At 71.3% G+C, this 15,343-nt stretch carries 9 protein-coding genes; 4 read left to right on the top strand and 5 right to left on the bottom strand.

All coding sequences use genetic code 11. The annotated features are described in order from the left end of the window. Positions 1–138 precede the first annotated feature (138 nt). Both AMK16_RS31685 and AMK16_RS31680 read left to right on the top strand, forming a co-directional pair. Positions 139–2,370 carry a molybdopterin-dependent oxidoreductase gene (locus AMK16_RS31685; RefSeq protein WP_274535396.1) on the top strand — a complete coding sequence of 744 codons (2,232 nt, stop codon included), beginning with the start codon at positions 139–141 and terminating at the stop codon, positions 2,368–2,370. 52 nt (positions 2,371–2,422) lie between these two features. Then, positions 2,423–3,766, top strand: a complete 1,344-nt coding sequence (locus AMK16_RS31680) for an extracellular solute-binding protein (protein ID WP_073920783.1) — start codon at positions 2,423–2,425, stop codon at positions 3,764–3,766. A gap of 129 nt (positions 3,767–3,895) precedes the next feature. Here the strand turns inward: AMK16_RS31680 and AMK16_RS31675 are convergent, their stop codons facing one another. Genes AMK16_RS31675 through asnB form a run of 4 tightly spaced genes read right to left on the bottom strand, consistent with a single transcriptional unit; the run spans position 3,896 to position 10,555 of the window. Continuing rightward, positions 3,896–4,636 (bottom strand): aspartate/glutamate racemase family protein, encoded by a 741-nt coding sequence (locus tag AMK16_RS31675; RefSeq protein ID WP_073920782.1) that lies wholly within the window; start codon positions 4,634–4,636, stop codon positions 3,896–3,898. Further along, the gene (locus tag AMK16_RS31670; protein WP_073920781.1) at positions 4,633–6,828 is read right to left on the bottom strand and encodes a condensation domain-containing protein; all 2,196 of its coding nucleotides are present in this window, start codon (positions 6,826–6,828) and stop codon (positions 4,633–4,635) included. The genes AMK16_RS31675 and AMK16_RS31670 overlap by 4 nt, the downstream gene beginning before the upstream one ends. Before the next feature lie 8 nt (positions 6,829–6,836). Next, positions 6,837–8,678, bottom strand: coding sequence for a non-ribosomal peptide synthetase (locus AMK16_RS31665; RefSeq protein WP_073920780.1), 1,842 nt, complete (start codon positions 8,676–8,678; stop codon positions 6,837–6,839). Positions 8,679–8,692: 14 nt separating this feature from the next. Next, entirely contained in the window at positions 8,693–10,555 is a 1,863-nt protein-coding gene (asnB, locus tag AMK16_RS31660) for an asparagine synthase (glutamine-hydrolyzing) (protein ID WP_073920779.1), read from the bottom strand. Positions 10,556–10,940: 385 nt separating this feature from the next. On the opposite strand from asnB, the gene AMK16_RS31655 reads away from it, so the two are divergent. Further along, a complete protein-coding gene (locus AMK16_RS31655) occupies positions 10,941–12,392 on the top strand; it encodes an FAD-binding protein (protein ID WP_079191870.1) in 1,452 nt (483 codons plus the stop codon). A 69-nt stretch (positions 12,393–12,461) separates the two neighbouring features. Here the strand turns inward: AMK16_RS31655 and AMK16_RS31650 are convergent, their stop codons facing one another. Continuing rightward, positions 12,462–13,334 carry an LLM class F420-dependent oxidoreductase gene (locus tag AMK16_RS31650; protein ID WP_073920777.1) on the bottom strand — a complete coding sequence of 291 codons (873 nt, stop codon included), beginning with the start codon at positions 13,332–13,334 and terminating at the stop codon, positions 12,462–12,464. 222 nt (positions 13,335–13,556) lie between these two features. Here AMK16_RS31650 and AMK16_RS31645 point away from each other — a divergent pair, with 222 nt between their 5' ends. Beyond that, entirely contained in the window at positions 13,557–15,236 is a 1,680-nt protein-coding gene (locus AMK16_RS31645; RefSeq protein ID WP_073920776.1) for an AMP-binding protein, read from the top strand. Positions 15,237–15,343: the final 107 nt, after the last annotated feature.

Below are 15,343 nucleotides of genomic sequence, written 5' to 3'. Positions count from 1 at the left end.
TGCACGAAGCCCGGACGACGGAAGGCGGGAACAGCACACGGGAAGATGCCGGTCCGCGGCGCCGGATGCGATCGTCGGACCGCCTGGTCCGGTCCGCCGGCCGTACGGATCCTGCCAATCGACGCTCCTGGAGTTCCGTTGAGAACCGCGCACCGCACCTGTCCCATCTGTGACGCCGTCTGCGGCTTGCAGATCGAACTCGACGACGACGAGAAGGTGCTCAGCGTCCGGGGGGACCGGGACGACCCGCTGTCCAAGGGCTACATATGCCCCAAGGGCGCGAGCCTGGGCCGGATCGACGAGGACCCGGACCGCCTGCGCGTACCGATGATCCGCACGGGCGACCAGTGGCGCGAGGCAAGCTGGGACGAGGCTTTCGAAGCCGTCGAGACGGGCCTCATGGGCGTCATCGGCCGGCACGGCCGTCAGTCCGTCGCCGCCTACTTCGGCAACCCGACCTTCCACACCATGGGCGGCATCTTCTACCGCGGACCGCTGTCACAGTCCCTGGGCACCACCAACCTCTACAGCGCCGGCACCATCGACCAGCTGCCCAAGCACGTGGCCGTCGGCCTCATGTTCGGCAGCGGCACGGCCATCTCCGTACCGGACCTGGACCGCACCGAGTACCTGCTGATCCTCGGCGCCAATCCGGCGGAGTCCCACGGCTCGCTCTGCGCCGCCCCCGACTTCCCCGGCCGGCTCAAGGCACTGCGCGCCCGCGGCGGCAGGATCGTCGTGGTCGATCCGCGCCGCACCCGCACCGCGGACCTCGCCGACGAGCACCTGTTCGTGCGTCCTGGTACCGACTCGCTGCTGCTCTTCGCCCTCGTGCACACCCTGCTCGCCGAGGACCTCGTCACCCTGCGCGTCGCCACCGAAGGCCTCGACGAACTGCGCTCGCACGCCCGGCCCTTCACCCCCGAGGCGGTCGCACCCGTATGCGGGGTGCCCGCGGGGGACATCGTCCGCCTCGCCCGCGAACTGGCGGCCGCGCCCGCCGCGGCCGTCTACACCCGCATGGGCACCAGCACCGCCGACTTCGGCACGCTCACGCAGTGGCTCGTCGACGTCATCAACACGCTCACCGGCAATCTCGACCGGCCCGGCGGCGTCATGTTCCCCAAGCCCGCCACCCTGGAGATGCCGTGGGGGCCCCGGCCCTTCACATCCGGCCGCTGGCACAGCCGCGTGAAGAACTATCCCGAGGCCATGGGCGAACTGCCCGTCGCGACCCTCGCCGACGAGATCGAGACCCCGGGGGAGGGCCAGGTGCGGGCGCTGATCTCTATCGCCGGTAACCTCGCCCTGTCCGCGCCCAACGGCCCCCGGCTCGCCCGCGCCCTCGGCGATCTGGAGTTCATGGTCTGCGTCGACCCCTACCTGAACGAGACCACCAAGTACGCCGACGTCATCCTGCCGCCCCCGCGCATGATGCAGATGCCGCACTACGACCTGCTGCTCCTGACCGTGACGGTCCGCAACTACACCCGCTTCTCGCCGCCCGTGCTGCCGCTGGAACCCGGACAGCTCTCGGAGGCCGAGATCATGGCCCGCCTCAGCCTCATCGCCGCCGGCGCGGGTGCCCACGCGGACCCCGCCCAGCTGGACGAGGCGGTCATCGGCCAGCTGCTCGGCATCGGTGCCCAGATACCCGGCTCTCCCTTCCACGGCCTGGAGGCCGCGGAGGCCCGCGCACTCCTCGTCGGCGACAGCGGGCCCGAGCTGATGCTCGACGCGATGCTGCGCCTGGGCCCCTACGGGCTTTCCCTGGAGGAGCTGCGCCGCCACCCCAACGGCCTGGACCTCGGCGCCCTGGAACCCCGCCTGGCCGAAGTGATCGACACGGAATCGGGTGCGGTACGCCTCGCCCCGGTCGAGCTCGGTCCGGAGATCGAACGCCTCGGCGCGAGACTGGCCGCGCCCACCCCGCCGATGCTCCTCATCGGCCGTCGCCAGCTGCGCTCCAACAACAGCTGGCTGCACAACGTCCCGTCGCTGGTCGGCGGCAGCAACCGCTGCACCCTGCACATCCACCCCGACGACGTGGCCCGGCTCGGCCTGGACACCCACGCCCGCGTCACCTCGGCCACCGGCGACCTCGTCGTCCCGGTCGAGCCCAACGAAGCGATCATGCCGGGCGTGGTCAGCCTGCCCCACGGCTGGGGGCACTCCGGCTCGGCGCAGCGCACCGCTGCCGCCCACCCCGGAGTCAACGCCAACGCCCTGACCGACGACTCGACGATCGACGCGCTGTCGGGCAACGCCGTCTTCAACGGCGCCCCGGTCACCGTGGGTCCGGCGCCCGCGCCCGCCGACGAGGCCCCCCCGGTCCACGAGCCGGTCCTGCTGCCGGTCTTCGCCGCCTGAGCGACGCCTGCGAAGCAGCGCCGCACCACCACCGCCCCCTACTGGAGGACCCATGAACCCCGGCGCCCCGGACGAAGTCGTCGTCATCGAGGCCTGGCTCTCCGAGTTCCCGTTCCCCGACTTCCTGGAGCCGATCCGGGAACGCGCCCGGGAGTTCGAGAAGGCCCACCCCGGGTACCGGATCGACATCCGCGGCTACTCCTACGAGAAGCTCCCCGAGGCGGTCGCCGAAGCGGCCGCCCGGGGCGCCGCCCCGGCCATCGCCACGTACTACGCCGGCGCCTCGCAGCTGGCCCGGGACGCCCGAGCCCAGGACGGGTCCCCGCTGTTCGTCTCCGTGGAGAAAGCCGTCGCCGGCCGCACCGAGATCCTCGGCGAGCGAGTGGTCCTCGACGACTTCCTGCCGGGCGTGCGCGAGTACTACACGGTCGACGGCGACTTCGCGACGGTGCCGCTGACCCTCTCGACGATGCTGCTGTACGCCAACACCACCGTCCTGCGGCAGGCCGGCATCGACGCCCTGCCCCGCACCTGGCAGGAGACCACGGCCGCGTGCGAGGCAGTGGCCCGCCTGGAGAACGGTCCCGGGCACGGCATCGCCTGGCCCGTGGACGGCAAGTTCATCCAGCACGCCCTCGCACAGCAGGGCGCCCTCCTCGCCGACGCGGGCAACGGGCGCTACGGACGGGCCACCGAGCTCGACCTGGGCTCCGCGGCGCTCGCCGACTATGTGGACTGGTGGCGGGACCTGCACCGCGACGGGCACTACCTGCACACCGGCGTGGCCGAGGACTGGGCGGGCACCTTCAAGGCACTCGTCGACCAGGAGGTTGCGCTGCGCTTCAGTTCCTCCTTCGACGCCAATTACATGGTGCGGGCCGCGGCGGAGGCCGGCTTCGACCTGGAGGTCGGCGTACTGCCCCGCAACGGCGCCATGCCCTGCGCGGGCAACTGGATCGGCGGCGACTCCCTCTGGCTCACCGACGGCCTCGACGACGCGGTCCGCGACGGTGCGCTCGCGTTCATGCAGTACCTGAACAGCCCGCGCGCCGCCGCCGCCTGGCACAAGGCCAGCGGCTCGGCCCCGGCGACGTACGGCGTGATCGCACTACTCGAGGAGGAGGGCTGGTTCGACCTGCACCCCCACCACCGGGCGACCGCCGAACAGCTCGAACTGCGCAGCGGGCCGCCGGAGGCGCACGGCGCGGTGCTGGGCGGCTTCCACGCCATCCAGATCGCGATGATGGAGGCCATGCAGGACGTCCTGGACGGCGTCGAGCCGCGCGAGCGGTTCGCACGGGCGGGGGAGCGGGCCCAGACGCTGCTGGACGACTACAACGCCTACGCGCAGGGCACCGGCCCGCTGACGCCCGACTGCCTCACGGTGCGCATCTGACGCGGGGCGGGTGGCTCGGGCGTTCCTGAACAGACGGCCCGGTCGGAGACGCAGGGGGTCCCGGCCGGGCCGTCACAAACCCGCACGGCGGTCACCGGGCTGCCGTGCTGTCCCGTGCTGTCCCCTTGGTCAGGCGCGGGCGAGGGTCAGGGGCGCTCCGGCGCGCAGGAGCGGCGTCACGTAGAGCTCGTGCGCGCAGGCCGAGGCCAGCGCGCCGAGGCTGGAGACGGTCATCCCCTCCGGCAGGCCCGCGCTGTCGTAGGCCAGCGGCAGCTCGGTGCAGGCCGTGACCACCGGCAATCGCTCGCGCCGCCACAGACTGCGCACCGCCGAGGCGAACACCCGCCCGGCATGCTCCGTGTGGCCGGCCTTCACCAGGACGGCCGCCTCCTGGATCAGCTCCTGCATCCCGGGCGCCGGAACGAGCAGCCGGTAGCCGAGCTCCGCCGCCCGCCGCTGGTACAGGCCGGCGGCCACGGTCCCGGAGGTGGCCGTCAGCCAGCCGCCCGTCGGGCTCAGCAGCCTGGCCGCCTGCAGGGTCGCATCCACGATGTGGACGAGCGGGACCGGCAGCTCGTCCCGGATCCGGTCGATGTAGACGTGCGCGGTGTTGCACGGCACGGCCAGCAGGTCCGCCCCCCAGCCCGTCAGCGTCGTGAGCCCGTCCAGGATGCCCGCGAGGGGCGCGTCGCTGCCGTCGAGCAGGGAGTCGCTGCGGTCGGGGATCGACGGCTCGGAGAGCATCATGATCCGCGGGTGCTCCTGGTCGGTCGTCGCGGGGACGAGCGCCGCGAGCAGCCGCAAGAACTCCGCCGTCGCAGCGGGACCCATGCCGCCGAGCACGCCGAGGGTTCCTGCCGGGGCGGTCATCGCGGCCCGGGCTCCGCGGATCCCGCCAGCCGTCGCGCCACGCGCTCCGGCAGCGCGGCCGCCAGCAGGCGGCTCCGCCGCGAGGGGCTGCACCACCAGTCCAGGTACAAGGTTCCCTCCCGTACGACGCCGTTGACGGTCACGGTGTCCCGGCCGGTGCCCGGCAGCACGGTGAAGTCGACCTCGTCCGCCGCCACGACGGCCAGGGGCGCGTCCGGGGGCAGCAGGCCGGCGAGGTCGCCGAAGTGCTCGTAGCGGATCAGGGCCTCGGCATCCGAAGCTCCGTACCCCTCGCCATCCGCATAGACATCCGTGTCACCCTCCGCATCCGGCGTCGCGACCCCGGCCCGCGACCAGCGGCCGATACTGCCCTGCCCGTCTCCAGCGGTGTGGTCGACCACTTCGATCTCCGGCGCGTCACCGAGAGAGGCGAGCGACTGCGACAGCGCCCGGGCCACCACGGCCGCAGGCACCGGGGCCCCGCAGCCCCATCGGATCCGTACCGGAGCCCCGTCGCCGGCGGAGCCGGCCGGAGGCCCGGACCGCCCGTAGCCTGCCCCGCCTGTAACCGGCTCACCGGCCAGGGCCACGGCACGCTCCAGGAACCCGCCTGCCGGCGGGAGCTGAGCCCTGCCCTGCGGCGCCGTCCACAACGTGCACAGGTCACGCAGCAGTACCCGCCAGGAGGCGGTGTCCGCCAACAGCTCGTGGACCACCAGCAGGAGCCGGGCGGGCCGGGACCCGCGGTCGACGAGCGCGATCTGGAGCAGCGGGCCGTCGGTGAGGTTCAGCCGGGAGCGCAGCCGCTCCACAGCGGTGCGCAGCGCCTCCGCCTCCTGCGATGGCTGCCGCGCCGAGAGGTCCAGGCGCAGCACGGGCAAGGCGCCGGCGACACCGGCGTCGTACTGGCGCCATGTGCCGCCCTCGTGCGTGAACCGCAGCCGCAGTGCCTCGTGGTGCAGCAGCAGCTGGAGCGCGGCCCGCCGGACCCTGCCGGAGTCGGCGCCGTCCGAGGCCTCCAGCAGCAACGTCCGGCCCTGCAGGGCCGGCGCGGAGGCGCCCCGCAGGAGCACCTCGTGCTGAGCGGGCGTCAGCGCGGCCTCCCGCACCGCCGGAGCGGGCGGGGCCACCGAGGTGCGCTCCGCCCCGGATGCTTCGGCGTGGGTGACGGGGCTGCCCGCCTCGGGCAGCGGGTAACCGATCTGGAGCAGCATCTTCTGCACGCGCGGGGTCGCGGCAGGCTCGCGCAGCTCCTCGTCCGCCTCGCTGCGCTCCAGGTGCCCCAGGCGGACCTCCCAGCGGGTGGGCGCCTCGTAGTTGTGGAAACCGCGCTCCCGGGTGTGCACGAGGACGCCGGCATCGTTGATCATGCAGTTCGAGCTGCAGAACCCGGTGTCCCCGGGCTGGGACCACAGGTCCGACCGCGACTTCAGCAGTGCGCGGATGCCGTCCTTGGTGACGTCGGAGTACCGGTAGTAATCCACCACCTCGACGGAGTCGACCGCCTCGGCGCCGATGGCACCGCCGGACTGGTGGTACACGCTGCGGCCGGCCTTGAGCCGGGGCTCGATCTCCGCCGGGTCGAAGATCCCCTGGTTGTGGAACCAACTCAGCCGCTCGTCCATGATCTGCCCGCGCGAGAGACCCGTGACGATGGTCGGGATGCCCAGGTCGTGGGCGTGCTGGGTGCTGAGGTCCAGCAGCGAGCGGAAACACCCGTTGCACACGCTCTTGTGCTGCTGGAGGCTCTGCAGGAAGACCTTGTTCTGGTCGGCGTGCGTGGCGGTGACGTGCTCGATGCCGAGCTCGGAGGTGATCGTCTCGACGTTGCGCAGGGCCGTCTTGGAGATGAATCCGTTGTCGAAGGTGAAGGTCCTCACGCGCAGACCGAGTTCGATCAGCCGGTACAGGACGTACGAGCTGTCCTTGCCGCCGCTGTAGAGCAGCAGGCAGTCGTAGTGCGACCCGCGCTCCTCGGCGCGGGCGCGCACCAGACGCACGAAGGCGTCCACGTCGCCGAAGTACGACAGGATGTCCCGCTCCTTCGCCCCGTACATCGCGCACAGGTCGCATACGCCCGACGCATCGAAGGTGATACCGGGGTAGCGGCCGCTGATGCCGCAGCGGTCACAGGCCCGCGCCTGGGTGACGGCGGAGGTGGCGACAGGCTGCGGAGCGAGTTGGGTGGTCATGTGGGCCCCTAGATGGCGAGGAGGTCGTCGAGCGGTGCGTCGGCGGCCAGCAGTTCGCGTTCGACTGCCTCGGCGAGCGTCGAGATCGTGGGCGACCGGAGGAAGTCGCGCAGCGGTACCGACACACCGAAGGCGCGGTTGACCCGGGAGAGCAGTTCGACCACGAGGAGCGAGGTGCCGCCCGAATCGAAGAAGGCGTCCTCCAGGCCCACCCGGCCCACAGGCAGGAGGCCGAGCCACAGGTCGGCCACGGTCCGCTCCACCGGCGTCCGCGGCTCGCCGCCGCGGACGTCGGAGACGGTGCGCCGCACCGGCGCGGGCAGCGCGCCACGGTCGATCTTTCCGCTGAGGGTGCGGGGGAGCCCGGCCACCGGGACGAAAACCGCCGGTACCGCGCTGTCGGGCAGGTGCTCGCGCAGGTGCTCGCGCAGGGCGGTGTGCAGCACCTCGGGATCGGAGTCCGCGGCGTCCCGGGACAGTTCGAGGTGGGCGCCCAGGTACGTCGCGCCGGCGTCTTCCACCAGGCTGACGGCCGCCTCGGCGACGGCCGGGTGGGCGCGCAGGAGGCTTTCGACCGCGGTGAGCTCGACCCGGACGCCGCCGATCTTGACCTGGTGGTCCTTGCGGCCGAGGAACTCCAGCGTGCCGTCCTCCAGCAGGCGACCGAAGTCACCGGTGCGGTACACGATGTCGTCCGCATCACCGGTGAGCGGGTTCGGTACGAAGACCCGGGCGGTCTCCTCGGGCAGGCCCAGGTACCCCAGCGAGCGGTGGGGCGTCCGCAGGTGGATCTCGCCGACCGTCCCCGGCTCGACGGCTGCTCCCCGCTCGTCCAGCAGCAGCACCTCGGTGTCCGGCATCGGTCGTCCGACGGGCACGGAGGCCCGTTCGGCGTCCCGCCGGGTCAGGAAGTGGAAGGTCTTGGTCATCGTCGTCTCCGACGGCCCGTACAAGTTGAGGAGCCGGACCCGGTCGCCGTGCCTGCCGAACCAGCGCCCGGCGTCGGCGGGCGCGAGCCGCTCGCCGGACAGCGCGACGCACCGCAGGGACGACAGCGTGAGGTCGGCCGCGAGCGCCGCGTCCACCAGCCCGCGGAACAGGGACGGGACGCAGTGCACCAGGTCGATGCGGGCGTCGTCGATCCAGCGGGCCAGCGCCGCCGGGTCGAGCAGGGTGTCGGGCGGCGGCACGACGAAGGTGCCGCCGGTGCTCAGCGGCACGAACACGTCCCGCATCACGGCGTCGAAGGCGGGCGAGACGAGGTTGCCGATCCGCCAGTCCGCGGTGACGCCGAGCAGCCCGGTCTCCCACTGGATGTAGTGCGTGACGGATCCCAGCCGGCCCACGATGCCCTTGGGACGGCCTGTGGTACCGGAGGTGTAGAAGACGTAGCAGGGATCGTCGGGGGTGGCCCGGTGCGGGGTCACGGGGGTCGCGGTGCTTGACGCCCGGGGGTCCGCAGTGACCGTGCGCGCGTCCGGAGCGGCATCCGCGAGCACCTGCGCCGCCACCGCGTCCGGAGCGGAGCCGAGGACGGCCCACCCAGGGGCGACGTCGGCGACGATCAACCGCAGCCGGGCGGGCGACGCGGACAGGTCCAGGGGTACCACGACTCCGCCGATACGCAAGATCCCGAGCACGGAGGCGACCAGCTCGCGGCAGTCCCGTGCCAGTACGGGGACGAAGGACCCGGCGCCCGCACCCGCGGCCCGCAGGGCGCCGGCGATGCGCTGGGCCCGCTCGTCCAGCTCGGCGTAGGTGAGGCGGCCCTGCGGGGACTCGACGGCCACGCGGTCCGGGAACCGCTCGATCGCCTTCCCCACCAGCTCGTGGATCGGTTCGAAGGTCATCTTGCTTCCTTGTCTCATCCGTGGTCCGCCAGGGAGAAGGTGTCCAGGAGGATGCCGAAAGTCAGGACGACGAGCAGCAGGTCGTCGCCGTAGTGCGGGTGGATCTCGAACCCGTCGCTCGTGTACCGGGCCCGCAGTCGCTCCACGGCGCCGGGATCGAAGTACCCCTGGCGCCGGATCCGCGCCGGGGAGAGCATGTCGTTGATCCACTCGATGCCCGCGCGCAGCAGCGCGGGGCTGCCCGGCGCCCGGAAGCCGAACTTCTCACGGTCGATGATCTCCGGAGGCACCAGGCCCTGTGCTGCCTGGCGCACCACGTACTTCTCCCCGAGAGGGTTCACCTTCAGGTGCGCGGGGACCCGGGTCGCGAACTCCACGACCTCACGGTCCAGGAACGGGTAGCGGGCCTCCACGGAATGGGACATCGCCATCCGGTCGCCGTGGTCGGACAGCAGGTGGTCCGACAACCGCATCCGGAAGTCGAGGTAGGAGCGCTGGTCCAGCGGGTCCCGCCCGGTCAGGCTCGCCGGGTCGACCGGCGGGAAGCGCAGGCAGTCGCTCTCGTGGAAGGCCTCGCGGACACCGGCGGAGTAGAGCCCGAGCTTGGCCTCGCGCCATGCGTGGTAGCGGCGTTCGTAGAAGACCCCGGAGTCGCCCCACAGCTGCCTGCGGACGTCGTCCTCCAGGGCTTCGCCGAGGTCGCCGCCACCCCGGCCGCCGCCGCGGCCCAGCCGGTCGAAGCGGTAGCCGACGTAGCCGCCGAACAGCTCGTCCGCGCCCTCGCCCGTGAGGATCACGGTCGTCCCGCTCTCGCGCGCCAGCTGGGCCAGCACCATGGAGCAGGTGTTGTAGGTCTCCTTCACCGGGGTTTCGGCGTGCAGCACCATCCGCTGGAGGCCCTCGGTGATGTCCGCGGTGGAGAACTCTCTCTCGTGGTGACGGGAGGACACCTTCTGCGCCATCAGGCGCTGGTGGCGGGACTCGTCGATGGCGGCTTGCGGAAACGTGATCGAGAACGAGTCGGTGGGCGGTGCGAGCTCGGCCGCGATCCCTGCGATCAGCGAGGAGTCCAGTCCGCCGCTGAGGTAGAAACCCACGGGCACGTCCGCCCGCAGCCGGCGCCGCACCGCCTCGGTGAGCAGCTCGCGCAGGGTCTCGACGTAGTACCGGTCGGGCTTGACCTCCAGCTCGCCGGCGCGCGGGTAGGTGAGGTCCCAGTACGGGAACTCCTGCACGGAGCCGTCCTGGACGAGCAGGTAATGACCCCCGCGCAAGGCGCTGATGCCCCGGAACATGGTCCGGGGGCTCACCAGCCCGGGGAAGGTCAGCACCTGGTCGAGCCCGGTCAGGTCCACCTCGCGGCCGACCCCCGGGTGCTCCAGCACCGCCTTGGCCTCCGACCCGAAGACGAAGTGGTCGGCGGTCAGCGCGTAGTGCAGCGGCAGGATCCCGACGTGGTCGCGGGCGAGGAACAGCCGCCGCAGCGCCTTGTCGTAGATCGCGAAGGCGAACTGGCCGTTGAGGCGCCGGAGCAGACCGGTGCCCTCCTCCTCGTAGAGGTGGACCAGGACCTCGACGTCGCACTCGGTGCGGAAGCGGTGCCCTTTGGCCGTCAGCTCGGCGCGCAGCTCACGGTGGTTGAAGATCTCCCCGTTGCACACCATGACGACGTTGCCGTCCTCGTTCGACATCGGCTGGCTTCCGCCGCCGAGGTCATTGATGCTCAGGCGGCGAAATCCGAGCCCGAGACCGTCAGCGAGGAAAGCGCCGTCCGAATCCGGACCGCGGTGGTAAAGGGTCCCGGTCATTCGGGTGAGGACCGACGGGTCGACGGTCACGCCCTTTCGGAGCGCCATGGATCCAGCGATCCCGCACATTGCCGGATCCTCCTCCAACAGATACGCCGAACGAATCGGACGGGGACGGGAGAGTGGACTGACACCCGGCCGGGCTGTCCGGCGAAACAGGGGATCCCGACAACAACTACCGGAGGCATCCCCGCACTCACAAGGGAATCGGGGGCGCCACCGCAGCCTCAGCAATCTGGGAGAAAAACCATCGGTCACGTGAACAGCACGGCCGGAGAAGACATCGGCGCCACCGCTCGTCCAGGCTGATCCCGGCCCCCCCAGCACCGACACGGGCCGGGCACGCCCGCGGGGCCGGGCCCGCCTGCCCCGATGGAGGAACGACGTGACCGATACGGGCACCCCGGCATTTGGACCTGCCACTATCACCGCCGATGACCCGCGCTACCCCAGCATGCTGCGCGGCACCAACCACCGCTTCCCGGCGAGCCCCGACTACGTCCGCGTCGTCACCACGACGGACCAGGTGGCGGCCGCGGTGACCGAGGCCGTGGCGGCCGGCAAGCGGATCTCCGTGCGCAGCGGCGGCCACGGCTTCGAGGACTTCACGGCCCATGGCATCGAAGTCCTGCTCGACATGTCCGAGATGACCGCCGTGGGCTACGACAAGGAGCGGGGGGCCTTCTCCATCGAGGCCGGAGCCACGCTCGGCCACGTCTACCGGACCCTGTTCAAGGGCTGGGGCGTCACCATTCCCGGCGGCGAGTGCCCGGAGGTGGGCGCCGGCGGCCACATCGTGGGTGGCGGATACGGTCCCCTCTCCCGCAGTCTCGGCGCCGTCGTGGACTACCTGTACGCCGTGGAGGTCGTGGTCGTCGGCGAGGACGGTGTCGCGCGGGCCGTCGTGGCCACCCGCGAGCCCGACGACCCGCACCACGACCTGTGGTGGGCGCACACCGGTGGTGGCGGCGGCACCTTCGGGGTGGTGACGCGCTACTGGATGCGCGCCCCCGACGCCGACCCGGGAGCGGGCGACCCGGCCGCACTGCTGCCCAAAGCACCGTCCCGCTGGCGCAGCGGCATGGTCGTCTGGTCCTGGGAGCACATGACCGAAGCGGCTTTCACCCGGCTCCAGAGCAACTTCGGAGCCTGGTTCGAGCGCAACAGCGGCGCCGACTCGCCGTACGCGCCGCTGGCCGGCTACTTCCACGGGACGCACCGCTCCGGCTTCGGCCTGACGGTGGGCGCGCACATCGACGACGACGTGCCCGGCGCCGAGAAGCTGATGACCACGTTCTTCGAGGAGGTGTCGGCCGGTGTCGAGGTTCCGCCACTGTTCCAGCAACAGCAGGTCAATCCCTGGCTCTACTTCTCGTCGTACCCGAACTGGGGCGACCCGGGCGACCCGTTCACACGCCGGATCAAGATCAAGGCGGCCTATCTGCGCAAGGGCTATTCGCCGGAGCAGACGGCGACCCTGTACCGGCACCTGACCACCGGTGAGGCCGCCCCGACACAGCTGATCCTCATCGGCTACGGCGGCCGGGTGAACACCACCGCCCCGGATGCCACCGCCGTCGCCCAGCGCGACTCGGTCCTCAAGGCCGCCTACATGTCGGTGTGGGGCGACGAGGGCGCCGACGAGACCAACATCCGCCTGCTGAGGGAGATGTACCGCGACGTCTACGCGGCCACCGGCGGCGTGCCCGTGCCGAACGATGCCAACGACGGCTCGTACGTCAACTACGCGGACAGCGACCTGGCCGATCCCGAGTGGAACACATCGGGCGTGCCGTGGCACACGCTCTACTACAAGGACAACTACCCGCGCCTGCAGCAGGTCAAGAAGGCCTACGACCCGCGCGACGTGTTCCGCCACAAGCTGTCGGTCCGGCTGCCCGGCTGAGCCGCCCCGCACACGAAAAGTGCCCGGCCCGCCGTGAGGGCGGGGACGGGCACTCTTCGCGTGCGGGGCTTACGCGTCCGCCACGGCGGACAACACCCGCTCGCCGATCACCTCGACCTGGCGCTGCTGGTCGGCGCCCTCCAGGATGCCGATCACCCGCTGGACGCCGAGCCCGCCGAGTCCGCGCAGGACCCCGGCCAGCTCGTCAGCGGAAGCCGCGTCGCCCGCGGTGAACGGCATGATGCACGTCTTCTCGATGGCGTCGTAATCCGTGCCCTCGCTCTCGCAGTGGCCGCGCAGGACGTCGAGCTTGTCGCCTAGGTCGGGGCCCGGGTACAGGTTGCAGGCATCCGCGTGCCGGGCCACCAGGCGCAGGGTCTTCTTCTCGCCGCCCCCGCCGATCATGATCTTCGGCACGGTGAGGTTCTGCGGCACGTTCAGCGCCCGTTCCAGGCGGTGGTGGACTCCGTCGAAGGGCTTCTCGTCGCCGCGCTCCCCGTCCCACATGCTCCGGCAGATCCGGACGGTCTCCTCCAGCCTCTCGAAACGCTCCGCCAGCGGCGGGAACGGGATGCCCAGACCGAGCGCCTCCTCCTCATACCAGCCCGCGCCGATACCGAGGTCGGCACGCCCGCCGGAGAGCACGTTGAGGGTGGTCACCGACTTGGCGAGCATGCCGGGGGAGCGGAAGTGGACGCCGGCGACCATCGGCATCACCCGGATGCGCCGGGTATGGGCGGCGATGGTGGCCAGCGTCGTGAAGCACTCCAGCATGGGCTGCTCGGGGCCGCCCATGTGCGGGCCCTGCCAGACGTGGTCGGCGACACCGATGACGTCGAAACCGGCGTCGTCGGCGGACCGGGATATCGAGGCGAGGGTGTCCGCCATGCGCGGCGCTCCGCCTTCCCAGGCGAAATCCGCTACGGCCAGGCCGATTTTCATGGCAGGTCTCCCAACAGCTGCTCGCTGACATGGTCTTGGCACGCGCCGAATGCGCATCCGAAGAATAGGCCAGACCGTGCGCCGCACCTTTCTTCGATCGTGCCCGATTCCGGGGACCGGATCGCCCGAAACGGGTGCGCAATGACGGCAATCCATGAGATGCGGTGCGCAATTGCGCCCCGAAAGCTGTTCGGGTAGACCATCACAAGTGGAGGACCGGCAATGGTGACACGCGGACCTGGCGGATCCCCGGCGCACAGGAAGCCCAGCTACGCATCGGGAGGCCACTGCGTCCCGCTGCTCGGCGAGACGATCGGCGCGAACTTCGACCGCTCCGCCGCCGCCCACGCTGACCGGGACGCGCTCGTCGACCGGCCCACGGACCGCCGTTGGACCTATGCGGAGCTCGGCGCCGAGGTCGACGCCCTGGCCGTCGGGCTGCTGGACCTCGGCATCACCAAGGGGGACCGGGTCGGCCTGTGGTCCCCCAACTGCGCCGAATGGGTGCTGACCCAGTACGCCGCTGCGAAGATCGGGGCGATCCTGGTCAACGTCAACCCGGCCTACCGCACGCACGAGCTGGAGTACGTCCTGAACCAGGCCGGGGTCCGCGTCCTGGTGGCCGCGCACCGGTTCCGCAGCTCCGACTACGCGAGCATGATCGCTGAGGTCGCGCCCCGCTGCGCCGCCTTGGAGCACACCGTCCTGATCGGCGGAGAGAGCTGGCTGGCCTTGCGGGCCCCCAAGGACGCGGACGCCGCCCGGCGCCTGGCCGAAGCCGCGGCCGTCCTCGGGCCCGACGACCCGATCAACATCCAGTACACCTCCGGCACGACCGGGTTCCCCAAGGGCGCGGTGCTCTCGCACCACAACATCCTCAACAACGGCTTCTTCACCGGCGAGCTGCTCGACTACACCGAGGCCGACCGGGTCTGCCTCCCGGTGCCCTTCTACCACTGCTTCGGCATGGCGATGGGCACCATCGCGGCGACCAGCCACGGCGCGTGCGTGGTGATCCCGTCCCCCGTCTTCGACGCCCGGGCCGCCTTGGAGGCGGTGGAGGCGGAGCGGTGCACGTCGCTGTACGGCGTGCCGACGATGTTCATCGCCGAACTGAACCACCCGGACTTCGCCTCGTTCGACCTGTCCTCGCTGCGCACCGGCATCATGTCCGGCTCCCCTTGTCCGGTCGAGGTGATGACCCAGGTCGTCGAAAAGATGAACATGGCGCAGGTGACCATCTGCTACGGCATGACCGAGACGTCGCCGGTCGCCTGCCAGACACGCCGAGACGACTCGCTGGAACGCCGCGTCTCCACCGTCGGCAGGGTGGGCCCCCACCTGGAGATCAAGATCGTGGACCCGGACACCGGACTGACCGTGCCGCGCGGCCGGCAGGGCGAGTTCTGCACGCGCGGCTACTCCGTGATGAGCGGGTACTGGGAACAGCCCGAGAAGACCGCGGAGGCCATCGACCGTGCGGGCTGGATGCACACCGGGGACCTGGCCGTCATGGACGACGATGGCTACGTGAGCATCACCGGGCGGATCAAGGACATGGTCATCCGGGGCGGCGAGAACCTCTACCCCCGTGAGATCGAGGAGTTCCTCCACACCCACCCGGACATCCTGGACGCGCAGGTCATCGGCGTCCCGGACGAGTACTACGGCGAGGAGCTGATGGCCTGGGTGCGGATGCGGGAGGGGGCCGAGGAGCTCACCCCCCAGTCGCTGCGCGCCTTTTGCACCGGCAGGCTCGCCCACTACAAGATTCCGCGCTACGTGCGCACCGTCGAGACGTTCCCGATGACGGCGAGCGGCAAGGTCCGCAAGGTCGAACTGCGCGAGCAGGCTGAGGCCATGCTGGAGCTCGGCAGTCTGGAACCGGCCCTGACGCGCTGATCCGCCGCCGGGTCCGGTCGGGGGCCCCGGCCCGGCCCGGACCGCAAGGATCCCGGACGGGGGTGTGGCCCGTACGCCAGGCGTACGGGCCACACCCCGGCCCCGAG

It is taken from the genome of Streptomyces sp. CB00455, from assembly GCF_001905445.1.
Lineage (GTDB): Bacteria > Actinomycetota > Actinomycetes > Streptomycetales > Streptomycetaceae > Streptomyces.
This window is presented reverse-complemented; position numbering and strand designations above follow the sequence as displayed.

Excerpts from the sequence above, each read along its gene's own strand:
- AMK16_RS31680 (WP_073920783.1), top strand. The coding sequence starts at position 2,423 with ATGAACCCCGGCGCCCCGGACGAAGTCGTCGTCATCGAGGCCTGGCTC.
- AMK16_RS31675 (WP_073920782.1), bottom strand. The coding sequence starts at position 4,636 with ATGACCGCCCCGGCAGGAACCCTCGGCGTGCTCGGCGGCATGGGTCCC.
- AMK16_RS31670 (WP_073920781.1), bottom strand. The coding sequence starts at position 6,828 with ATGACCACCCAACTCGCTCCGCAGCCTGTCGCCACCTCCGCCGTCACC.
- AMK16_RS31665 (WP_073920780.1), bottom strand. The coding sequence starts at position 8,678 with ATGACCTTCGAACCGATCCACGAGCTGGTGGGGAAGGCGATCGAGCGG.
- asnB (WP_073920779.1), bottom strand. The coding sequence starts at position 10,555 with ATGTGCGGGATCGCTGGATCCATGGCGCTCCGAAAGGGCGTGACCGTC.
- AMK16_RS31655 (WP_079191870.1), top strand. The coding sequence starts at position 10,941 with ATGCTGCGCGGCACCAACCACCGCTTCCCGGCGAGCCCCGACTACGTC.
- AMK16_RS31650 (WP_073920777.1), bottom strand. The coding sequence starts at position 13,334 with ATGAAAATCGGCCTGGCCGTAGCGGATTTCGCCTGGGAAGGCGGAGCG.
- AMK16_RS31645 (WP_073920776.1), top strand. The coding sequence starts at position 13,557 with ATGGTGACACGCGGACCTGGCGGATCCCCGGCGCACAGGAAGCCCAGC.